The organism is Candidatus Methylomirabilota bacterium, from assembly GCA_036002485.1.
Taxonomy (GTDB): Bacteria; Methylomirabilota; Methylomirabilia; order Rokubacteriales; family CSP1-6; genus AR37.
Genome location: DASYTI010000035.1, coordinates 14,917 through 36,358 on the forward strand (window position 1 = coordinate 14,917; position 21,442 = coordinate 36,358).

Sequence of the window (21,442 nt, forward strand, 5' to 3'; positions counted from 1 at the left end):
GACGAGGGCGCGACCTCTTGGCCGACCGTCGTCTTCTTGGGGCCTAGGCCACCCGCCCCATATGCTTCGACTTCATGTCGGCCATCTGGGCGCCGGCGCGCTCGAGGCGATTCTCGTCACACGCCTTGCTGATCCGCGGAAAGATGGTCCCCTCTTCTTCCCGGATGTGACGCTCGAGGCTCATGTGCACCTCTTTCACCTTGCCCAACCATGCCGCCTCCTCCGAACGGAGGTACCGGATGACCTCGAGCAGGTTGCCGACCTCTAGCGCTTCCTCCTGGTGACGCTTTCTCCAGCCCGCGAGCTCACGGTCGCTCAGGGCCGCATCGCGCGAGAGCGGCTCGTACAGGCAGGCATCCTCGATCTCCTCGTGGAGCTTGAGCTCGGGCGCCAGCTCCTGCCACAGGCCGCCGCGCTGCTGCGGCGAGGCCCGCAGGACCTTGTCGAACGCGGCCTTGGCCCTCTGATGCTCCTGCTTCAAGAACTCGATGGCATTCCCGGAATAGTCTCCTCTGCTGGGCGTCGGTGGTGGTGCCGCGGACCGCAAGAAGCGGGGCTGGCCGACGGGACGAACCACATATGGAGATGACCTTTCCGGAGAGAGCTCGGCCAGGCGGCGCTGAAGCTTCCGGATTCTCCGTTCGAGCTGGATCTGCTGGGCGAAGGCACTGATCGAGGCCACGACAATGCCCACGAAGGCCGAGAGCAGGATGACCAGCGACATGGGCAGTTCCACCGTGCGCCAGCCGAGGAAGTTCACCGCCACCATGTCAGAGTTCTGCAGGGTGAACAGGGCCGCTCCCACGCCGAGAATCGCGACCAGGAGGTATACGAAGAGCATGGAGTCCTCCCCGCCAAAGGGGTTAGCCAGCCGACACCATCGGGAAATATTGCATCGCATATGCCAGCCGCTCAGGGGTTCAGAAGCCGAGAGATTCGCCGCATTTTCGACGGAACTGCCGGGCGGCGGAAGGAAAACCGCAGAGGAGGTGGTCGATGCCCAGTAAGGTCTTCCGGGTTCGCTGGGTAGGAACTACCGGGCACGGTCCGGGCGCTCGGTGCCAGGACCGGAGACGCTAGACGAGGGCCCAGACGTCGGAGGCCTGCTTCGGAAAGAGCGCGGTCAGGAGCGCGCGGACCTCATGGGTGCGCGAGCAGGGGAAACCACACGGCCCGCCACGAGACTCCCGGCTTGAGCTCCCAGCCGGTCACGTCGAAACGCGCGCCGGCAAGTCTCGGGGAGTGGGTCAGGAAGCCCACGGGGTCGCCCTCGGCGCTCTCGAAGATCCGCATCTCCTGGCGGAGCGCGCTGCCCGGGCTGCGGCCGACGAGCTCGTAGCGCCAGAGCCCCGCATCGCGAGGAACCGTGACGAGAGATCGCTCAGCGGCATGGGCATTGGTGAGGTCCGTCGCCAGGTGTCGGCCGAGTAGCGGTATAGTGCGGGGCAGCCGGCAGCCGGTGGAGTCAAGTGAGGATCCCATCACCCGAGGGAGGCGACCGTGGACCTGCAACGCCCCGTGCCCCAACCCATCACTCCTGAGGCCCGGCCCTACTGGGACGGCGCCCGGGACGGCAAGCTGATGCTGCCCAAGTGCCAGGCGTGCGGGAAGGCCTTCTTCTACCCGCGCGTGCGCTGTCCCTTCTGCTCCTCTCGGGATATCGCCTGGTTCCAGGCGAGCGGTCGCGGCACTCTCTACTCCTTCGAGATCGCCCACCAGATCCTGAACAAGGCCTTCAAGGTCAAGCCGCCCGTCATTCTGGCCATGGTGGAATTGGAAGAAGGCCCACGCCTCATGACCAACCTCGTCAATGTCGCGCCGGACCCGAAGGCGATCTCGTGCGATATGCCCGTGGAGGTGGTCTTCGAGAAGCTCACGGACGAGATCAGCCTGCCCATGTTCCAGCCCGTGGGGGCTGCCGCCGCGGGAGGCTCGCGATGAGCGACCTCTCCCGGATGAAGGAGCTGGTCGGCTCCACCTGCATCGTCGGGGTGGACGAGAGCGACGAGCTCGGCACCCTGCCGAACAAGAGCCAGCTGAGCCTGCACGTCGAGGCCGTCCACAACGCCGTGCGGGATGCCGGCCTCAAGGTCTCCGACATCGACGGGGTCTTCACCGCCGGCCAGCACTCCCCCGCCACCATCGCCGAGGCCGTGGGGGTGACCCCGCGCTATGTCGACGGCACCACGGTGGGCGGCTGCTCCTTCATCATCATGGTCGGCCACGCCATGCTTGCCCTCCATCACGGCCTCTGTGACGTAGCGGTCATCGCCCACGGCGAGTCGGGGCGCTCGGGGGTAGGCGTCACCCCGCGGCGCGACACCGCGCTGCCCGGGCAGTTCGAGACGCCGTATGGCTTCGGAGGGGCTCCGACCATGTTCGGCCTCATCACCACGCGCCACATGCACGAGCACGGCACCACGCTCGAGCAATGGGCGCAGGTCGCGGTGTCCACACGGAAGTGGGCCGCTCTCAATCCCAAGGCCAAGAACCGCGAGCCCATCACGGTGCAGGACGTCCTCAACTCCCGCCCGGTGGTCTGGCCCTTCAATGTCCTGAACATCTGTCTCGTCACCGATGCGGGCGGCGCCGTGGTGATGACCCGGGCCGACCGCGCCAAGGACTGCGCCAAGAAGCCCGTCTATATCCGAGGGGCGGGCGAGGGGGTCGAGCACGTGATGCTGACCCAGATGCAAAGCCTGAGCACGAGCGTGGCCACGCGGCTGTCCGGCGAGAAGGCCTTCGCCATGGCCGGCGTCAAGCCCGGCGATTTCGACCACATCATGCTCTACGACGCCTTTACCTCGGGGCCGCCGATCATGCTGGAGTCGCTCGGTCTCTGCAAGCCGGGCGAAGGCGTGCACTTCTTCGAGGAGGGACGATCGACCCCGGGCGGCAAGCTCCCCATCAACACCAACGGCGGCGGGCTCTCGTACACGCACTCGGGCATGTACGGCATCTTCCCCATCATCGAATCCGTGCGGCAGCTCCGCGGCGAGTGCGGGGCCCGGCAGGTGCCGAACGTCAAGCTGGGCTTGGTGAACGGCATGGGGGGAATGTTCTCGGCCGCGGGCACCCTCGTGCTCTCCACCCAACCGAAATGATCCACCATCCACCCTCGAGTCGAGTGAGGAGACATGGCCATGCATAGCGGCGACCTGAAAACGCGACTTCTGCGAGTCCTCGTGGCCGTCATTCTCGCGGTGATCGGCGGGCTGGTCGGTTCCGCCGCGGCGGACGAGACCTGTCAATCCCCCTTCCTGCCCAAGGTCACCGGACAGGAGGACTACATCTACGTGTGGACCCTCGGCGTCAAGGGCGTGGCCGATGGCAACGACAGCATCGTCACCGTGGACGCCAATCCCAAGTCGGCGAGCTCTGGCAAGATCATCCACCGGGCGCCCGTGACGGGCCGGCACGAGGCCCATCACGCCGGCTTCACCGACGACCGGCGCTTCCTGTGGGCGGGCGGCCTCGACACGAGCCAGATCTTCATCTTCGACGTCGGGTCGAACCCCGCCCAGCCCCGGCTCGTGAAGAAGATTTCCACCTTCGTCAAGGACACGGGCGGCCTCGTCGGCCCTCACACCTTTTACGCGCTCCCCGGGCGCATGCTCATCTCGGCCCTGTCCAATGCCCAGGACAGCTCCGGCCGTACCGGCCTCGCCGAGTACAGCAATGACGGCAAGTTCATCCGCACCATCTGGATGCCCAAGGAAGCCCCCTACGGCTATGACGTGCGGGTCAACGTCAATCTCAATCGAATGCTGACGTCGTCTTTCAGCGGCAAGAAGAACTACATGCGGCCGTTCGGCGACCTCGTGAAGGACGCGGAGGCCATGAAGCAGTTCGGGGATTCGGTGATCGTGTGGGACTTCCATGCCCGGAAGCCGCTCCAGATCCTGCGCGTGCCGGGCGCTCCCCTCGAGCTGCGCTGGGCCCTCCTGCCGAATCATCACTACGCCTTCACCTCGACGGCCCTCACGGGCAAGCTGGTGCTCATCCATCAGCAAGAGGACGGGAAGTGGGCGGCCAAGGACATCGCCGATATCGGCGCTACCATTCCCGTCGATATCAGCATCGCGCCCGACGACAGCAAGGTCTACGTCAACACCTTCATGGACGGCACGCTGCGGGTCTATGACGTGTCGAACCCCTTCGAGGGCAAGCTCATCGAGCAGGTGAAGCTCGGGGAGATGGCCAACATGGTGTCCTCGTCCTGGGACGGCACGCGCGTCTACGCGACCAACTCGCTCCTCTCGCAATGGGACAAGCCGGGCGACTACTGGCTCAAGGGCTATGCGTGGGAAGGCGGCAAGCTGGTCGCGAAGTTCACCACCGACTTCAATCCCGCGGGCCGGGCCCACATCATGAACTTCGGGAGCAAGGTCTTCGGCCCGAAGGCCGCGCGTCCGGCTCCGAGTGGCGAACGGGTCAGCGCGTATGCCGCGCCCCGCTGACCTGGAGGCTGCGCAAGGCCGCGGTCTCTGACCGATGCGAAGAGGTCTGCGCGCCTTCGCTCTGCTGGCCGGGGTCGCCGGTGGACTGCTCGCCACGGCTCCCCTGAGCGCCCACGAAGCCCTGAGCCTTGAAGACGAGTTCGTCAAGGGCGTCTTCTCGCCGGCCTTCACGCCGCCGGCCGCGGGAAGCTACGAGCTTCCGGCCGTCAAGCGCGTGCCGGGCGTGGTCCTGAAGGATCTGGCCGGGCGCCCGGTGAGTACCCGCCACGTGACGGCGGGCAAGGTCGCCGTGGTCAGCTTCATCTATACGACCTGTCCGGAGCGCCTGGGCTGCCCCCTGGCCAGTCTTGCCCTGCAGGAGCTTCAGGCCAAGCTCAAGGACGAGGGCCTGTCGCGGCACGCGATGCTGCTGTCGATCAGCTTCGATCCCGTTCGCGACACGCCCGGTCAGCTTGCCAAGTACGCGCGGATCTATGGCGCCGATCCCCGGCTGTGGCGCTTCATGACGGCCCCATCGGAGCGCGCCCTCGATCATGTGCTCGACAGCTACGGCCAGGATCGCGCGGCCGTCTACGACGAGCAGGGCCGGTTCACGGGCCGGTACCGTCACGTGCTCAAGGTGTTCCTGGTCGATCCCGCCGGGTATATCAGGAATGTCTACAGCGCGGGTTTTCTGGTTCCGGATCTCGTCCTGAACGACATCAAAACCGTGCTCGGCGAGAGCGCGCCGCGCGAGGTGGTCAGGCGCTAGCTCGGGATTCCGGAAGCCGGAGCGCGCCAGTGGGCCAACCAGAGACCGAGGGCGACGCTGGCGAGGCCGAGAGCGGACAGGGGCGAGATCTGCTCGCCGAGGAAGAGAGCGCCGAGCCCCGCGGCGGTGATGGGGCTGAGGGCCAGGAAGACCGTGACTTGAGTTGCCGGAGCGTGGCCCAAGGCCCAGAGCCAGAGGTAGTAGCCGACCCCGCTGCTGAAGCCGATGAAGACGATGGCGAGCCACCCGCCTGGCGAGAAGCGCGGCAGGGAGGCGAAGAACCCTTCGCCGGCGGCCGGGACGGCGAGAAAGCCCACCGAGGCGAGCATGGCGAAGGCGCTGACGGGCAAGGCCGGGTATTTGCGGAGATAGGGCCGATAGAGCACGCTGCACACGGCGCCGCTCAGCGCGCTGGCGAACACGGCCAGCTCGCCGACCCATTCCAGACCGCTCCCGCCCGCGAGGGCCTTCTCTCCGATGGCGAGGCCGACGCCCGCTATGGTCGACAGGACGCCGAGAATCTTCGGCAGGGTCAGCCGCTCGTGGCCGAGGGCGGCGGCCAGCAGCATGGTCAGCAGCGGAAAAGTCGCGAAGATCAGGGCGGCCCGTGCGGAAGGAATGAAGCGGAGGCCGTAGTTCAGGAGCGCGATGAGGACACCGAACTGCACGATCCCGAGGAGCGCGATGGGGAGCACATCGCGTCGCGCGAACCGCATGGGCTTGGCGGAAAGCCACACCACGGGCAGCAGGCAGCAGAATCCGATGGCATAGCGCAGGAGGGCCAGCGAGGTCGGGCCCGTCTGATCGACCACGAAGCGCGTGGCGACCATGGCGGATCCGACCTGGACGCCGGTGGCGGCCGCCGCGGCCGCGGCCAGGGCGCGGGCCATCAGACCTTCATCTCCGCGTCACAGCTTCAAATCCCACGTTTCGCCGACCAGGTCGTGGCCGAAGCTCCGGTGGCGCTCTTCGTGGACGAGGCGGAAGCCGGCTTCCTTGTAGATGCGGCGCGCGGCGCGGAGCACGCTGTTGGTCCACAGGGTGATCTTCCGGTAGCCGGCCTGTCCCGCGAAGCGCACGCACTCATCGACGAGGCGCGCGCCGATGCCCAGCCCGCGCGCCTTGGGCTCCACGAGCATGAGGCGGAGCTTGGCCACCGTGGGCGACTGCTTGACCACGAAGACGGAGCCCACGGGCTCGCCGTCCTTCTCCGCGATCCAGCAGCGCTCCTTCTTCGGATCGTAGCGCTCGATGAACTTCTTGACGATGCCCGCCACCATCGCCTCGAAGGTCTCGTCCCAGCCGTACTCCTGGGCGTAGAGCGCCCCATGTCGGCTCACCACCCACCCCATGTCACCGGGGCGATGGGGCCGAAGCAGGTACGGCACGCGCGTCTCGGACTGGGCGCCCAGCACCCCTTCGATCGCGTGCATGGACTCGACGAGCCGGATCTGCTCACGGGCGGGCAAGGGCCGGAGCATGGCGCCGATCTCGTCCCGGGAACGCGCATTGAGGGGCGCGAAGGCGGCTTGCCCGCGTGAGGTCAGGAAGAGATGGCTTTGCCGTCCGTCTGCCTTGGACGGCGTGCGCTTGAGGAACCCGCGCTTCTCGAAGAGGCGGAGGATGCGGCTGAGATAGCCCGGGTCTAGCCCGAGCTCCCGGCCGAGCTCGGTGGCGGTGGGGCGCTCGCGATGCGCCAGCTCGTAGAGCACGCGCACCTGGCTGAGAGAGAACTGGCTCCTGAGGTAGCTCTCCTGGAGAAGGCCGATCTGGCGAGTGTAGAAGCGGTTGAAGCGTCGCACCGCGGCCACGCGCCGCTCGAAGTCGCTCTGGGCCATGGGTCACCTCCGGGAAGGCCGTTCGAGGTAGGTGACATAGTCACATAGATGCTTGACTACGTCAACTAACGTCGCAGCGCCGGAGAGGTTTACTCACGACCTCGCAGATTGCTCAAAAAGGTCCAGATGCGAGTCGTCGCCCGAAGGCTGCACGCGAGGCGTAGTTCTCACTCAGCCCTCGCCTCGTGGCTGCGCCTCTCAGCTCGAACTGCCACGTACGTTGAGCGTGCCGCCGAGGGCGACAACGAAGCAGATGGGCCTTTTTCAGCAATCTGCTAGGGACGGCTGCGGCTGATCAGGCTGATGACGGCGACGAACAGGGCCGACCCGATGATCGACCAGATGATGGGGAAAGATTTGCCGCTGATGGTGACCGTGAAGAGCTCCGGGAGGTGGAGGCTTCTCGCGAGCCAGGTTCCGATGAGGGCCCCGATGAAGCCGAGGGCGATGGAGACGAGACAGCCCCCGCGCGAGCTGCCCCCGATGGCCTGACCGAGCGATCCACAGATACCCGCGATCACGAGCAGAAGGAGGAACTCGAGCAAGGTCATCGCGCACTACCTCCAGGTGTCCCAGGACTGAGCCGCATGGTCAGGAGCCGATGGGGATGGGCAGGTCGAAGAGGGGCGCGTACTGCTGAGCGCCGAACACGTCGCGCTCCCCCGGGCTCCCGCTCGGTCGCTCCCGACGTATGGTGAACTTGATGGCCAAGGCGGGATCGTACTCGACGAAGGCGGTGAGGCGCTCGCGGGGGATGGCGTAGAGACGGGTCACCACCTCGGCCGTGAGGGCCCCGCTTCGCTTCACGAGCTCGTAGCTCGCGCGGTCAGGAAAGATGATGTCGAAGGTGATCTGGTCCACCCCCGCGTTCTTGCTCCGGATGGTCTTGGCCAGCTCCACGAGCGGTCTCGTGGTCATCCGCCCGCCACCTCGAGCTTGACGGTGATGAGCTCGAGCGGGTCGGCGAGGGGGAGGACGTGGTTCACCGTCCACTCGTAGCCGGCCTTCCCGCGGAGCACTTCATCCATCATGAGGGCCGCCGTCCCCGCCGTGCCCTTGACCTCGGGCAGCCGCGCATAGAAGAGGTTGCGGGTGGCCAGGGCGCAGATGACCTCGGCGTCTTCGAAGCGCGGGGCGACCGCCTCGACCACGAGACAGAGCTCGTGAGCGGGGAGGGCGCGCCGCGGCTCCCACGGGCCCATGACCCCGTCGCGCCCGTACACGTGGTAGTAGAGCTGGTATTGCTGGCCCGGCGGGCCCCAGCGGTCCTCCACCTTGGAGCGTGCCCAGGCCATCACGGCATCGATGTGGCGGATGGTGTACGGGTCCCGGATCCCCGCGATGGCCAGGGCGCGCTCGCCGACCTTCCCGGCGCCCTCGAGCTTGATGCGGTAGACAGGATCTCGCCGGAACGCGAACCCGCTCACCCGGGCGGTTTGCTCGTCGACCTGCTCGTAGCGGCAGTGGGTCATGTCGAGCGCGCCCCCCGCCACGTGCTCGAAGAAAGGATTCGCGCGCTCGTACATGGCGTGGCTCGCCACCGAGGCGACCGTGCAGCGCTGCCCCGGGTGCATGGCGGTGACGGAGACGGTATCCCGCGTCACCGTGCCCATGATGCTCTCCTTGCCCATGAAGGGCTCGGCCGCGAAGGAGGCGCACTCGAGCACCTTGCCCAGGTAATACGACGCCGCCTCGGGAAAGCCCGCGCGGATGGCCGGGGCCGCGAAGAGGCACGAGTCGCTCGAGCGCCCGGCGATGACCACGTCGGCGCCCTCGTCCAGCGCCCGGATGATGGGCACGCCCATGACGGCCACGAGCCGGGCGGTCCGGGCCAGAGTCTCCGTGGTGAGGCGTGGGCGTCCGTCCAGTCCGTCGACGTGAACGCCATTCTCGAGGCGTCGCGCCAGCTCCTCGCGGCTCACCTGAGAGTAGATGGTGGCGAGCTTGAAAGGCGCCAGACCATGCTGGCGCGCGAGGTCGCGGATGATCTCCGCATACTCGTTCACGCCGCGATCCGTGCCGGTGTCGGAGGCGGAGCCCACGATCATGGGAACGCCGAGCCCCCGCGCGGCCAGGAGCATCAGCTCCAGGTCGTGCCGCTGCCACTCTTCGGGACTGCAGCGCTCGTCGGCGCCCAGGGGCTGGGGGCCGATATCGCAGCTCCCGGAGTCCGCGACAATCGCATCGGGCCGACGTGCCACCCCGATCTCGAAGCTGCCTCGCTCGATGGGGGTAAACCCCAGATGCCCGGTCGGCGAGAGAATGGTCAGACGATCCGACATGGATGCTCGCGTCCCTTTCCGTCGACGGCCCTTGACCGCGGGCCGTCGCTCCTGGGGCGCTAGCAGTCTAACGCGTTACTGTCTCGTGGAGGAGGGCTGGGGCCCGAGATGTCGTCCAGGACCTGGCGCACCGTCCGCACCAGCGTCTCCGGCGCGAAGGGCTTGGCCAGGAAGGCGAGCTCCTGATGCAGAATGCCATGCTGGCTGAGGGCATCGTCGGTATAGCCGGACACGTAGAGGACCCGGGTGTGTGGACGGATGGCCAGCAATCGCTCGGCGAGCTCTCGGCCGTTCATGCCGGGCATCACGACGTCGGTGACCATGAGGTCGATGCGGCCGCTCTCCGCCCCCGCGATCCGAAGGGCGTCCTCGCCGTCGCGCGCTTCGAGCACCGTGTAGCCATAGAGCGCGAGACTTTCCTTAGCCACGGCGCGGACGTCGTCCTCGTCCTCGACGAGGAGCAGCGTTTCCGTACCGCGCAGTGAGTGAGGCGACGGTCGGGGCCGGGAGGCCGCCTCCGACGTCATGTCCACGCGGGGAAGATAGATCGTGAAGGTGCATCCAGACCCCAGCACGCTCTCCACGGTGATGTGCCCGGAGTGCTGTTTCACGATCCCGTAGACCGTCGAGAGGCCGAGCCCGGTTCCTTTGCCCACCTCCTTCGTGGTGAAGAAGGGTTCGAAGGCCTGCGCCTGCACGTCCTGGCTCATGCCCGTGCCCTCGTCACGCACGAGGAGCGCGACATATGGTCCCGCCTGGGTCCCCGGGTGCTGCCCGACGAAGGCCGCGTCCAGATCGACATCGGCCGTCTCGATGGCGACCCTCCCGCCGCCCGGCATGGCGTCCCGGGAATTGATGACGAGATTCGTGACCACCTGCTCGAGGCTCGCTCGATCGGCCTTCACCCGCCCCCGGGAGGCCGGAACCACCACGAGGTTGATGTCCTCGCCGATGAGGCGGCGCAGCAGCGGGGCCAGCTCGCTCACCACCGTGGTCAGGTCGAGCACGCGCGGCTGGAGCACCTGCTTGCGGCTGAAGGCCAGGAGCTGCTGGGTCAGCTCGGTGGCCCGCTCGGCCGTCTTTCTGATCTGCTCGATGCTTGCCTGGACGGGATCGCGAGGGCTGAGGCGCTGGAGCAAGAGATCGCTCCGCCCGCGGATGACGGTGAGGAGATTGTTGAAATCGTGGGCGATGCCTCCGGCCAGACGGCCGATCGCCTCCATCTTCTGGCTCTGTCGAAGCTGGGCTTCGCTGTGGCGCAACGCCTCTTCCGAGCGGCTCCGCGAGATCGCGATGCCCGCGATGTGGGTGGCCCGTTCGACGATGAGACGGTGGGCGTCGTCCGGGCTCCGCGGCTCCCGGTAGTACATGGCGAGGGTGCCGAGGACACTGCCGTCGGAGGCCAGGATGGGCGTCGACCAGCAGGCTCGGAGATTGTGCCGGAGGGCGAGGTCGCGAAACCCGACCCAGAGCGGATCCGTGGCGATGTCGGTCACCACGACGGCTTCCTTCCGGTAGGCCGCCGTTCCGCAGGAGCCGCCCCTCGGCCCGATGGCGATGCCGTCGATGGCCATGACGTACTCTTCCGGGAGACTGGGGGCCGCCCCGTGACGAAGATGCACGCCATCCGGATCGAGCAGGAGGACCGAGCACAGCATGCCATCGGTCTGGGTCTCCACGATCCCGCAGAGGGTGGCGAGCACTTTCGGCAGCTCGATCCCCGCCGCGATCATCTCGAGCAGCTGCCGCTCTCCCGCCAGGATCGCCTCGGTCCGCTTCCGCTCGCTGAGGTCACGAATGTATCCCGTGAACACGGGGGGCGAGTCCAGGCCGATGCGGGTGACGGCCAGCTCGACGGGGAACTCGGTGCCGTCGGCCCGCATGGCGGTCAGCTCGATTCGCTTGCCGATGACCGGCCCCTCTCCCGTGGCCATGTAGTGGGCCAGGCCCTGACGGTGGCGGGCCCGCAATGACGGCGGCACGATCAGCTCACCGAGCTCCCGGCCCAGCGCCTCGCTCCGCGAGTACCCGAAGGTCCGCTCGGCCGCCGGATTGAACTGGAGGATCTTGCCCGCATGATCCATGGTGATCACGCAATCGAGGGCGGTCTCCAGGATCGCCTTCATACGAGCGTCGCTCTCGCGACGGTCCTGAAGCAGATCCCAGAAGAATCGCAGGCTGCCCGCGCCGATGACCTCGACACCCGGAGGTCGGGTACGAAGAAGATCGTTCAGGACCTCGGGGTGTCCGGTGACCTCGAGCACGAGGTTGACGGGATGGGAGAAGACCTCGAGGTGATGCGCGTTCGTGGGGATCCCGAGCGCCCGGGCGTGGGCGAGGGCCGGGGCGTCGGGACGAGAGTCGATGACGATGGCCACGCGCGCGGCCGGCCACTCCAGCAGCAGATCGAGGAGCGCCGACCCGCCCTGTCCACCGCCAACGAGACCAATGGTCAGACGAGAAGCTGCGGACATCTCCCCAACCTCCAGGCTCCGTTGCCAGGTCTGGTAGCGCTCGATTCGCTTCGAGTATAGCCCCCAGGCTGAGATACCCAAGGGTTTCCCCTTCGCGCTCGCCCATGCCGCCCAAGTCCCCGTCGACCCAATCTTCTTTGACGATGGTATATTTCCCCCCATGGCACTCGAGGAGGCGCTCGAGTTTCTGGAGGCGGGGGCCTGGCAGAAGGCCCACGAGATCGTCCAGGCCGAGAAGTCCACCCTGGCGGCGTGGCTGCACGGCATCGTCCACACCCTCGAGGGCGATCTGGACAATGCGCGCTACTGGTATCGGAAGGCCGACCGCGCGTTTCCCGGCCCTCAAGCTGTACAGCAGGAGATCGCCGCGGCCCGGCGGCAGCTGGGCGGCGCCGCCTGATCATTCCCTAAGGAGACCCTATGCTCGCGATCTGGGTGAAGGTGCGCGTCAAGCCGGCGGAGCGTCAGCGCTTCCTCAAGGCCATCGAACACGACGCGCTCGGATCGGAAAAGGACGAGCCCGGCTGCCTGCGCTTCAATGTGCTCCAGGACGCGCAGGACGAGAACGTCTACTACTTCTACGAGGTCTACAAGGACGAGGCGGCCCTGGAGGCGCATCGCAAGGCTCCGCACTATGCCGTGTGGCGCGCGGCGGCGGATTCGCTGGACGGCCCCACCGAGCCCATCCGCTGCCAGACCGTCTTTCCGGCGGAGCGCGGGTACTGGGGCAAGCCATAGCCCTGAACGAGGTCGACCGCTCGCGCAGGTAAGCGGAGGGCATGTTCAGGTCTCCCGGCCCCATCGCCTTTCACCTGGGTCCGCTGGCCATCCGGTGGTACGGCATCCTCACCGCGGCGTCCATCGCGCTGGGCCTCTGGCTCGCCGACCGCCAGGCCCGGGCCGAAGATCTTCCCGGGGAGGAGATCTCTCGCTGCGCGTGGTGGGCCGTGGTGACCGGGTACATCGGCGCGCGGCTCTACGAGGTTGCCTTCAACTGGGACTACTACGGCCGACACCTGGAGAAGATCCCCGCCGTGTGGGAGGGCGGCCTCGCCATTCACGGCGGCTTCATCGTGGGAGGCCTCGTGGGGGCCGGGCTCGCCGCGCGACGTGGCCTGCCCGTGCTCCGCTGCCTGGATATCGCGGCGCCCAGCCTGGCCATCGCCCAGGCCATCGGGCGCTGGGGCAACTTCTTCAACGAGGAAGCCTTTGGACGGCCCACGGATTTGCCGTGGCGACTCTACATCTCGCCTCCGCATCGGCCGCCCGAGTACGCCGCCGCGGAGTTCTTCCATCCGACCTTCCTCTACGAATCGCTCTGGGACCTCGCCCTCTTCGTGGTCCTGATCTGGTGGCTCCGTCCGAGATATGGGAGGCGGCCGGGCGTCTTGTTCTTCGCGTATATCGGCCTGTACTCGGTGGGCCGTTTCGCCATCGAAGCCTTGCGGCTGGATAGCTTCTTCGTGGCGGGATTCCGTGTGGCCCAGCTGGCGAGTCTGGTCGGCCTCGCCTTCGCCATGGGCGGGCTCGTGTGGGTGTTCCGCCAGGCTCCGGTCCCGGGGAAGCAGTGATCGATCTCGGCGGCAAGGTTGCCCTCGTGACCGGCGCCTCGCGCGGGATCGGCCGGGCCTGTGCCATCCGGCTGGGCGCCCTGGGGGCTACCGTTGTCGTGAACTACCACACGAGCGCGGGGGCGGCGGCCGAAGTCGTCGCCGCGATCGAGAAGGGTGGGGGCCGCGCGCTGGCCGTGCAAGGCGATGTGAGCCGCTTCGAAACCGCCCTCGAGGTGGTGAAGACGGCCACGGCGGCGCGCGGGCGGCTCGATGTCCTGGTGAACAATGCCGGCACCACGCGCGATGGCCTGCTCGTCTCCATGAAGGAGGAGGAGTTCGACTTCGTGATCGCGCAGAATCTCAAGAGCGTCTTCAACTGCAGCAAGGCGGCCGTCCGCCAGATGATCAGGCAGCGCTACGGCCGCATCGTCAACCTCACCTCGGTGGTGGGCCTGATCGGCGGCGCGGGACAGACGAACTATTCCGCGGCCAAGGCCGGGATCATCGGATTCACCAAGGCCATGGCCAAGGAGTACGGCGCCAAGAATATCGCCGTGAACGCCGTGGCCCCCGGCTATGTGCCGACCGATCTGACGGCGGGGCTGCCGGAGGAGGTGAGAGAGCGCATCGTGGGCCTGACCGCGTATGGTCGGATGGGAACCGCGGAGGAGGTGGCGAGCGTGGTCGCGTTTCTCGCCTCCGACGCGGCGAGCTACGTCACCGGCCAGATCATCGCGGTGGACGGAGGCTTGACGTAAGTCACGCCCTGACCCTGTGGTATGAATGGACCGCATCAACCGGTCGCCACTCTCACCAGGAGGGGCCCATGATCGCCGACCGCTACAGCAAGGCCGTGCTGACCGTCATCGCCGCGGCGCTCATCGCGATCGCCGCGCGCCCCTGGCTGCCCGAGGTGGGATGGTCTGCCCTGCTTCGCCCTCAGCCGGCGGTGGCGCAGACCCCCTTGCCGAGGTACGAGGTGGTGGTGCCGAAGGCCTGGGGCAAGTTCATCGGTTTCAGCAATAACAACCTCCTGCTGGAGGCGCCGGATCGCACCTTGCGGGTCGTCGACGTCGAGGGGAAGGCCCCGGAGTTCCCCAAGATCAAGATGCTGATCCGCTGGGGAGACTAGCGCCACGGCCGGCGAGCCCGTGTGCCCGCCTCGCTGACCCGCGTCGACCGTCCGGCCCCCCGGCCGCGGTGGTACTCGCACGCCTATAACCGGGCGGATCTGTACCGGCTCGCGGCGGGGCTCGGCTGGCTGCCCCGCCCCATCCGACTCACGCTGGCGCGCCAGCTCGGACGGCTTGCCCCACGCCTCATGCCGCGGGAGCGGATCGCCATCGAAAAGACCCTGGCCCGCGTGACGGGCGCCACGGGATCCCGGCTGGCGTCATTGACGCTCCGGACCTTCACGGATTTCGCGATGTGCTTCAGCGATCTGGTCTCCACGAATCGCCAACCCGTGGCACGGCTCACCGCGCATGTCCGAAAGGTCGAGGGGGTCGAGCACATGGACCGGCTCCGTGGCGGGTTCATCTCGCCGAGCGCCCATGTCGGCAACTGGGATCTGGCGGGCCGCCTCCTGGCCGGCCGCACGGCGCGGAAGACTCACGTGGTCGTGGCCGAGGAAGAGGCGCGCGAGCTTCAGCGCTGGGTCCGTCGCGACGGCGATGGAGTCCGCTTCGTTCCACGCACACGCCCGACCATCTCGCTCGAGCTGGTGGCCGCCCTCCGCCGCGGCGAGGTGGTGGCCGTGCAGGGAGACCGGGCGCTGGGCACGCGCGGGGACGCGCTGATTCCCTTCTTCGGGACGCCCGCGCCCTTCCCGCTGGGTCCATTCCTCCTCGCCGGCGCTGTCGGGGTGCCCCTGGTGCCCGCCTTCTGCCTGCTCGACCCTGATCATCGCTATCTCGTCAAGGTGGCCGAGCCCATGGAGGTGGCGCGGGGCGGAGCGGAAGACGCCGCCCGCGCCTGGGTCGCCGTCCTCGAAGAGGTCGTCCGCGCGCATCCGACCCAGTGGTTCAACTTCTTCGACATCTGGAGCCCGTGGCCGGCATGAGCCAGCCCGGGGCCGCCGAGGGGCCGGTGCTCGGAGCCGGCGGAGAGAAGGAAGCGCGGGAGACGGCGGCGCTGCTCGCGCGGCTGCTGCCCCTCGAGCTGCGACCGCTCTTCGACGTTGCGTTCGTGCGCTCCCATGTCCTCTACGAGCAGTTCGTCTACCGGCTCGTGCTCCAGGTCGTCCGGGAGACCGGGCTCGAGGACGCCATGCAGGAGGAGGGGAGGGCGGAGGACATCGCGCGCCGGGCCAAGCTCGGCGCTCAGGCGCTCGTGCCGCTGGACTGGATGCTCCGAACCCTCGCCGCCCGCGGATTGCTCGAGGCGTTGGCGGACGAAGGACAAGGCCGGTATCGCGCGCTCGGCCCTCTGCCCATGCTCGACCCCGCCTCGGTGAGAGAGGAACAGCTCCGGAGCGCGCCGACCTGGATGCCCTCGTATGTTCTGGCGGAGACCGTGGCTCGCGACTACCCGGCGTTCCTGCGCGGCGAGACGTCCGGCGAGGACGTGCTCTTTTCCCCTCGGCGGCTCCGGCTCTGGATCGACTATTTCTCCAATGACAATGGCCTCTACGTGGTCAACAATCGCGTGGGGGCCATCGCGGCGGAGCAGTGGATGCCCGCGGCCGGCGGGACCATTCTGGAGCTGGGCGGGGGCCTGGGCAGCGGCGCCCTGGCGCTCCTGGAACACCTCGAGGCCGAAGGAAGGCTCGGCACGATCGCGGGATACCGCTTCACGGAGTTCGTGCCCGCCTTCCTCCGCCGCGGAGAACAGACGCTGCGGGCGCGCTACCCGGCGCTCTCGGCCCTGAGCGCCGCCACCCTCGACATGAACCGCCCGTTCGCGGAGCAGGGCGTGGCGCCCGCCAGCGTCTCTGTCGTCTACGCCGTCAACACCCTCCACGTGGCGCGCGATCTGGATTTCACCCTGGGCGAGATATTCCAGGCCCTCGAGCCCGGCGGCCGCCTCGTCGTCTCCGAGTGCGTGCGCCCGCGCCCGCGGCAGCCCATCGAGGCGGAGTTCGTCTTCAACCTCACCGAGACCTTCCGATCGCCTCGGTTGCATCCGCTCTACCGCCCGAGCGGCGGCTTCCTCACCCCCGAGCAGTGGAGGGGGGCCATGGAGGCGGCCGGATTCGTGGACACGCGCTTCCTGCCGGACATCCCGCGCCTCCGCGACAAGGCGCCACGCTTCGTGGTCGCCGCCGTCGGCGCGACGCGCCCCGGCTGAGGGCCTTCCTCTAGCCGGGACTATTCACGAGAGCGCCTACCGCATCCTGGCCTCCCCCTCCTTGTCTACTCAGCCCTCGCCTCAGGGCTTCGCCCTTCAGCTCGAATTGCGGCCCTCTCCCCCTTCGGGGGCGAGGGATCAAAATGAATCCCTCTCCCTCGGAGAGGGAGAGGGCTGGGTGAGGGTGGCGCTAACTCGCGAATAGCGCGGGCTAGGGTGCTTCGACCGCGTGAGAGGCGAGGAGGGCGCTGATGCGCTCCTCGTCGTAGCCGAGCAGACTGGCAAGGACTTCGCGCGTATGCTCGCCCACGCGATACGGAGCGGGCCGCTGCGGATGCACGGGCTCTCCGTCAAGGTGATAGGGGCTGGCGGTGACCCGAACGCTCCCCCGCGCGCGATGGGGCAGGGTGGCGAAGAATCTCCGCTCGGCGAGATGGGGCGAGGCGATGACCTCGGAGGGGTTCAGCACGGGGGCACTGGGGATCCGCGCCTTGTCGAGAACCTCGAGAGCGGCCTCCACGCTCTCGAACCTGTTCAGCCACTGCCCGATCAGCTCTTGCAGCGCGCGCCAGTTCGTGCGGCGCCCATCCCGGGTGGCGAAGCGCGGATCCTTGGCCAGCTCCGGGCGCTCCATCACCGTGAGGAGCCTCGACCAGAGATCGGGGGCGCCCACGCTCTGCAGGGCCAGATAGCGGTCGCCGATCTTGTGGACGAGCATGCCCGGCCGAGGATTGCCGTGCTCGCCGCCTCCATTCAGCACGGACGCGAAGGTGACGCTGTCCGAGGCCACGAGCGCCTCGAGCATCGAGACATCGAGGCGGGCGCCCTGGCCCGTGCGCGTGCGGCGAAGGAGCGCGCCCAGGATGGCGGTGGCCGCGTGGGTGGCCGCGAGCATGTCGGCGGCCTGGAGGTTCGAGGACCGCGGATTCGCCTCGTCTCCTTGCTCGAGATGCATGAGTCCGGAGATGGCATTGGTGATGTGCGCGAAGGCGGGGCGAAGCCGCCACGGCCCGCTCTGGCCGAATCCCGAGATCGAGCAATAGACGATGTCGGGCTTGACCTCGCGGATGGCCGGGTAGTCGCAGCCGAGGCGGGCGGCCACCCCGGGCGTGAAGTTCTCGATGAAGACATCGGCGTGGCGGGCGATATCGACGACCACGGGGCGCCCCTCGGGGTTGGAGAGGTCCACCGACACGCTTTCCTTGCCGGCATTGACGCGGGCGAAATAGGTGCTCTGGTCCCCGCGGCCGGGCTCGAGCTGATACACGTTGTGACGCGTCTCGTCACCATCGCCCGGCCGCTCGATCTTGATGACCCGCGCTCCCATGTCGGCGAGCAGCCGCGTGCAGTACGGGCCGGCCAGCACGCGGGTGAGATCCAGCACCACCAATCCCGCCAGCGGGAGCGAATCCGTGTTCATCGCTACCTCACGCCACACTTGAGAGGAACGACCATGTGGTGCCTTGTTTCTTCCGAATTCAACAACCGGGCCAGTTGCCCATTCGGCGGCTCAAAAAGGCCCAGATGCGAGGCGGCGCCCGAAGGTCGCAGGTGAGGCGTACTCTCTGTACGTTGAACCTGCGGCCGAGGGCGCCAACGAAGCAGATGGGCCTTTTTCAGCCGCCGAACCTCTAGTGCATGATGACGCCGCCCGTGACATTGATCGCTTGCCCCGTCATGTAGGCGGCGCGGCTCGAGGCGAGGAAGCCGATCACGTTCGCCACGTCCTGGGGAGTCTCCATTCGTCCGAGCGGGATCTGGGCGAGGCGCTGGCGCGTGAACTCTTCGGGCGACACACCCTGGAGCGCCCCCTGCTCGCGCGAGACGAGGGTCCACATGTCGGTCTCGACGAAGCCGGGGCAGACGCAGTTGACCCGGATCCCGTCGGCGGCGTGGGCGAGGGCGAGACTCTTCGTGATGCTGACCACCGCGGCCTTGCTCGCATTGTAGGGCAGGTTGTTGCGGCTGCCGACCTTGCTGGCCAGCGAGGCGAGGCTGATGATGGCCCCCCGCTTCTGCGCGATCATGGTGGGCAGGACGGCCTGGCTGGCGAAGAAGACGGCCTTGGCATTGACGCTCAGGACGGCGTCCCAGTGCTCTTCGGTGACCTCCAGGGGCAGCGCCGCGCGGTAGATGCCCGCGTTGTTGACGAACACGTCGATCCGCCCGAATTCTCCCCGGGCGCGATCCGCCATGGCCTGGAGGTCGGCGCGCAAGGTGACGTCGGTCGGCACGATGAGCACGCGGCGCCCGAGGCCCTTGACCTCGGAGGCCGTGCGATCGGCGCCGGCCCGGTCAAGCTCCGCGATCACGATGTCGGCGCCCATGCGCGCCAGCTCGAGGGCGGTGGCGCGTCCGATGCCGCGTCCGGCGCCGGTGACGATGGCGATCTGTCCGTCCAGCTCCATGGGTCTTCTCCTGGCGTGTCGAGTGGGTGCTCAGCCGCGACGGTTCGCCCCGGGGCGCTTCATCTCGAAGATGCCGTGGACGTGCGTGTAGAGGTTTCCGCACAGGCGACCCACCGGGCGCAGCCGGTCCATGCTCTCCCTCGGTGGTCCGGCTAGACCGCGCGCGCGGCGTCTTCCTCGAGCTCGAGGGCGCGGATGGTCTCCGCCGTGGGCGCGCCGGTGGCCAGGTCCCAGCCCTGCTCGACGTAGTAGTCGGTGACGATCTTGTCCTGCTGCTCCGACGTGAAGCCGGCATGCTTGGGCAGGGGATCGCTGAAGCGCGCGGGCAGGCGGTCGTGGGCGCGGCCGAAGCCCTCGCGCATGTTGAAGAGCCGGGCCAGGGTGAGACCACGGTGCGCGGTGGTGATCATCTCCTCGGCGGTGATGTCCCAGCCCGTGACGGCCCGGAGGATGGTCAGCGACTGGTCGTCCTCGTAGGCCAGGAAGTGGCAGAGCCCGATCTGGTTGCGCAGGCCGTTGCGGTTGCTGGTCTGGCGCATGTGGTCCCCGCCCGTCGGGGCCAGCAAGTACGACGCCCGCATGACGGGCATGTGCCGCGGGTCGTGCATGGCCATCTCCATGCCCTTGACCGTGGTCAGGAAGGCCTCGGAGCCGCGGCCGAGCCGCCGGGCCGCGCGCTGCGATCCCTCGGCCAGGAGATCGCCGATGCCCCGGCGATAGGCGATCATCTCGACCAGCTTGACCACGCCGTCGGCGTCGTGGAAACGGAGCGGCACCCCGTCCGTGTCCTCGAGGGTCAGGATGCCCTTCTCGAAGCACTCCATGGCCCAGGCCAGGGTGGCCCCGAGGGAGACGGTGTCCATGCAGAGATAGTTGCACATCTCGTTGGACTTGCAGATGGCGATCAGGTCGTCGAGCCCGAGATTGACGCCCAGCGACGCGAGCGATTCGTACTCGGGCCCGCCGTAGCGCGGGTCCACGCGATAACGTCCGAGCGGGTCCACGGCCACGCGGGCGCGGCCCTTGTAGAGCGATTCCGACAGCTCGCGCGCCTTCTCTTCCTTCTCTTCGATGTGGACGACTTTCTTGCAGCGGACCGAGCACGCGTAGCAGGCGCCCATCCTCACGCGCACCTGGTCGCGCACCGCGATGGCGTCCACCTTGGCGATGGTGTCAGCGGCGCCCAGGCGATAGTTGAGGACGGGCATGCCCCCCTCCAGGCTCTTGCCCTGCATGGCCGCGCCCGTGCCGAACTCGTGGAAGGCGCGGTGCTTCTCGTCCATGGTGCCGGAGACCCACTTGGCGACTCCGAGCAGCGAGGGCTGGTCGGCGATCTTGACAGGGATCTTGCCACGCACGGCGATGGCCTTGAGCTTCTTCGAGCCCATGACGGCGCCCATGCCGGTGCGGCCCGCCACCTCGTTCAGGTCGTTGGCGATGGAGGCGAAGCGGACGAGGTTCTCGCCGGCCGGACCGATCTGGGCCACGCGGATGCGCGGATCGCCAAGCTCGGCGAGGATGGCGTCTTCCACCTCTCCGGTGATCTTTCCCCAGAGGTGGGAGGCGTCGCGAATCTCGACGGCGCCATCGTTGATCCACAGGTAGACGGGCGTGGGTGCCACGCCGTGGAAGACGATGGCGTCCCAGCCCGCGCGCTTGAGCTCGGCGCCCCAGTAGCCGCCCGACTCCGACTCGCCGAAGCCTCCGGTGAGGGGGGACTTCGCGCCCACACTGTGACGGCCCGCCCCGGGCACCGGCGCGCCCGTGATGACCCCCGGCGCGATGATCAGGATATTGTCGGGCCCGAGGGGGTCGGCCCCCTTGGGCACGTACTTGAGGAGATAGTGGCCGATGAGGCCACGGCCACCGGCGTAGCGACGGAAGAAAGCGTCTCCCGGCTCCTCGATCCAGGTGCTCCGGTCGCCGAGATTCACGTGCAGGATCTTGTTCCAGTAGCCGTAGCGGTCCATGAATTCCTATCTCCCTTCCATCTTGGTGGTCGCCTCGCCTGCGGCTGCGGCTCCCCCTATGTCTTGAATGGTCGCCTCGCCTGCGGCTGCGGCTCCCCCTTCCATCTTGGTGGTCGCCTCGCCTGCGGCTGCGGCTCCCCCTTCCATCGGGTTCAGCAGCATGACGTCTGCGCCGTCGCGCAAAGGTGTCTCACGCCCCGCCAGTTCTCCGTCCACCGCGATGGTCACCTCGGCTCCGGTTTCGACGCCGATGGCGACGAGCAGGTCGGCCGCGGTGGCGCCCTCCGGCACGGTATAGCGCTGGGGCCCTTCGGCGCCGCGGGGCAGAAAGCGGCGGAGATCGGCGAAGAAGGTGACCGCGATCGTGATGGTGCGAGCATCCGCGCGAGTCGAATCGCTGGGCCGGCTCATGGGCGAT

At 67.9% G+C, this 21,442-nt stretch carries 23 protein-coding genes; 11 read left to right on the forward strand and 12 right to left on the reverse strand.

Going from position 1 to position 21,442, the window contains the following annotated elements; all coding sequences use genetic code 11:
• Window positions 1-43: 43 nt before the first annotated feature.
• Together VGT00_04185 and VGT00_04190 are read right to left on the reverse strand one after the other, a co-directional pair.
• On the reverse strand, window positions 44-841 hold the full coding sequence (locus VGT00_04185) for a lipopolysaccharide assembly protein LapA domain-containing protein (GenBank protein ID HEV8530595.1): 798 nt from the start codon (window positions 839-841) through the stop codon (window positions 44-46).
• Between the two features lie 299 nt (window positions 842-1,140).
• Complete coding sequence (locus VGT00_04190) at window positions 1,141-1,482, reverse strand: hypothetical protein (protein ID HEV8530596.1); 342 nt, start codon at window positions 1,480-1,482, stop codon at window positions 1,141-1,143.
• Window positions 1,483-1,500: 18 nt separating this feature from the next.
• Here VGT00_04190 and VGT00_04195 point away from each other — a divergent pair, with 18 nt between their 5' ends.
• From VGT00_04195 to VGT00_04210, 4 genes are read left to right on the forward strand one after another with little or no spacing between them, the layout of a single operon-like run.
• Window positions 1,501-1,941 carry a Zn-ribbon domain-containing OB-fold protein gene (locus VGT00_04195; GenBank protein ID HEV8530597.1) on the forward strand — a complete coding sequence of 147 codons (441 nt, stop codon included), beginning with the start codon at window positions 1,501-1,503 and terminating at the stop codon, window positions 1,939-1,941.
• The gene (locus tag VGT00_04200; protein ID HEV8530598.1) at window positions 1,938-3,104 is read left to right on the forward strand and encodes an acetyl-CoA acetyltransferase; all 1,167 of its coding nucleotides are present in this window, start codon (window positions 1,938-1,940) and stop codon (window positions 3,102-3,104) included. The genes VGT00_04195 and VGT00_04200 overlap by 4 nt, the downstream gene beginning before the upstream one ends.
• Before the next feature lie 39 nt (window positions 3,105-3,143).
• Complete coding sequence (locus tag VGT00_04205; protein HEV8530599.1) at window positions 3,144-4,460, forward strand: selenium-binding protein SBP56-related protein; 1,317 nt, start codon at window positions 3,144-3,146, stop codon at window positions 4,458-4,460.
• A 34-nt stretch (window positions 4,461-4,494) separates the two neighbouring features.
• Window positions 4,495-5,211 (forward strand): SCO family protein, encoded by a 717-nt coding sequence (locus VGT00_04210; protein ID HEV8530600.1) that lies wholly within the window; start codon window positions 4,495-4,497, stop codon window positions 5,209-5,211.
• On the opposite strand, the gene VGT00_04215 is transcribed toward VGT00_04210, so the two are convergent.
• The 6 genes from VGT00_04215 to VGT00_04240 form a co-directional block, all read right to left on the reverse strand.
• Entirely contained in the window at window positions 5,208-6,101 is an 894-nt protein-coding gene (locus tag VGT00_04215; GenBank protein ID HEV8530601.1) for a DMT family transporter, read from the reverse strand. The two genes, VGT00_04210 and VGT00_04215, sit on opposite strands and share 4 nt — an antisense overlap.
• An 18-nt stretch (window positions 6,102-6,119) precedes the next feature.
• The gene (locus VGT00_04220) at window positions 6,120-7,049 is read right to left on the reverse strand and encodes a bifunctional helix-turn-helix transcriptional regulator/GNAT family N-acetyltransferase (protein ID HEV8530602.1); all 930 of its coding nucleotides are present in this window, start codon (window positions 7,047-7,049) and stop codon (window positions 6,120-6,122) included.
• Between the two features lie 275 nt (window positions 7,050-7,324).
• Window positions 7,325-7,600 (reverse strand): GlsB/YeaQ/YmgE family stress response membrane protein, encoded by a 276-nt coding sequence (locus VGT00_04225; GenBank protein ID HEV8530603.1) that lies wholly within the window; start codon window positions 7,598-7,600, stop codon window positions 7,325-7,327.
• 40 nt (window positions 7,601-7,640) lie between these two features.
• Window positions 7,641-7,967, reverse strand: coding sequence for a DUF4387 domain-containing protein (locus VGT00_04230; GenBank protein ID HEV8530604.1), 327 nt, complete (start codon window positions 7,965-7,967; stop codon window positions 7,641-7,643).
• Window positions 7,964-9,331, reverse strand: a complete 1,368-nt coding sequence (locus VGT00_04235) for an acyclic terpene utilization AtuA family protein (protein ID HEV8530605.1) — start codon at window positions 9,329-9,331, stop codon at window positions 7,964-7,966. Before VGT00_04235 ends, VGT00_04230 begins: the two co-directional genes overlap by 4 nt.
• Window positions 9,332-9,390: 59 nt before the next feature.
• Complete coding sequence (locus VGT00_04240) at window positions 9,391-11,805, reverse strand: PAS domain S-box protein (protein ID HEV8530606.1); 2,415 nt, start codon at window positions 11,803-11,805, stop codon at window positions 9,391-9,393.
• A 160-nt stretch (window positions 11,806-11,965) separates the two neighbouring features.
• Between VGT00_04240 and VGT00_04245 the strand changes: the two genes are divergently transcribed.
• The 7 genes from VGT00_04245 to VGT00_04275 all read left to right on the forward strand — a co-directional run bounded on the left by VGT00_04245 (window position 11,966) and on the right by VGT00_04275 (window position 16,646).
• Window positions 11,966-12,205, forward strand: coding sequence for a hypothetical protein (locus tag VGT00_04245; GenBank protein HEV8530607.1), 240 nt, complete (start codon window positions 11,966-11,968; stop codon window positions 12,203-12,205).
• Between the two features lie 20 nt (window positions 12,206-12,225).
• The gene (locus VGT00_04250) at window positions 12,226-12,543 is read left to right on the forward strand and encodes a putative quinol monooxygenase (GenBank protein ID HEV8530608.1); all 318 of its coding nucleotides are present in this window, start codon (window positions 12,226-12,228) and stop codon (window positions 12,541-12,543) included.
• 41 nt (window positions 12,544-12,584) lie between these two features.
• The gene (gene lgt / locus VGT00_04255; protein HEV8530609.1) at window positions 12,585-13,376 is read left to right on the forward strand and encodes a prolipoprotein diacylglyceryl transferase; all 792 of its coding nucleotides are present in this window, start codon (window positions 12,585-12,587) and stop codon (window positions 13,374-13,376) included.
• Window positions 13,376-14,116, forward strand: coding sequence for a 3-oxoacyl-[acyl-carrier-protein] reductase (gene fabG, locus VGT00_04260; GenBank protein HEV8530610.1), 741 nt, complete (start codon window positions 13,376-13,378; stop codon window positions 14,114-14,116). The genes lgt and fabG overlap by 1 nt, the downstream gene beginning before the upstream one ends.
• 68 nt (window positions 14,117-14,184) lie before the next feature.
• Window positions 14,185-14,490 carry a hypothetical protein gene (locus VGT00_04265; protein HEV8530611.1) on the forward strand — a complete coding sequence of 102 codons (306 nt, stop codon included), beginning with the start codon at window positions 14,185-14,187 and terminating at the stop codon, window positions 14,488-14,490.
• Window positions 14,491-14,511: 21 nt separating this feature from the next.
• Entirely contained in the window at window positions 14,512-15,420 is a 909-nt protein-coding gene (locus tag VGT00_04270) for a lysophospholipid acyltransferase family protein (GenBank protein HEV8530612.1), read from the forward strand.
• Window positions 15,417-16,646: a methyltransferase gene (locus VGT00_04275; protein HEV8530613.1), complete on the forward strand. Its 1,230-nt coding sequence runs from the start codon at window positions 15,417-15,419 to the stop codon at window positions 16,644-16,646. The genes VGT00_04270 and VGT00_04275 overlap by 4 nt, the downstream gene beginning before the upstream one ends.
• A gap of 211 nt (window positions 16,647-16,857) precedes the next feature.
• Here the strand turns inward: VGT00_04275 and VGT00_04280 are convergent, their stop codons facing one another.
• The 4 genes from VGT00_04280 to VGT00_04295 all read right to left on the reverse strand — a co-directional run bounded on the left by VGT00_04280 (window position 16,858) and on the right by VGT00_04295 (window position 21,435).
• The gene (locus tag VGT00_04280) at window positions 16,858-18,066 is read right to left on the reverse strand and encodes a CoA transferase (protein HEV8530614.1); all 1,209 of its coding nucleotides are present in this window, start codon (window positions 18,064-18,066) and stop codon (window positions 16,858-16,860) included.
• Window positions 18,067-18,277: 211 nt separating this feature from the next.
• Entirely contained in the window at window positions 18,278-19,054 is a 777-nt protein-coding gene (locus VGT00_04285) for an SDR family NAD(P)-dependent oxidoreductase (GenBank protein HEV8530615.1), read from the reverse strand.
• Between the two features lie 152 nt (window positions 19,055-19,206).
• A complete protein-coding gene (locus VGT00_04290) occupies window positions 19,207-21,024 on the reverse strand; it encodes an aldehyde ferredoxin oxidoreductase family protein (protein HEV8530616.1) in 1,818 nt (605 codons plus the stop codon).
• 6 nt (window positions 21,025-21,030) lie between these two features.
• A complete protein-coding gene (locus VGT00_04295; GenBank protein HEV8530617.1) occupies window positions 21,031-21,435 on the reverse strand; it encodes a MoaD/ThiS family protein in 405 nt (134 codons plus the stop codon).
• Window positions 21,436-21,442 lie beyond the last annotated feature (7 nt).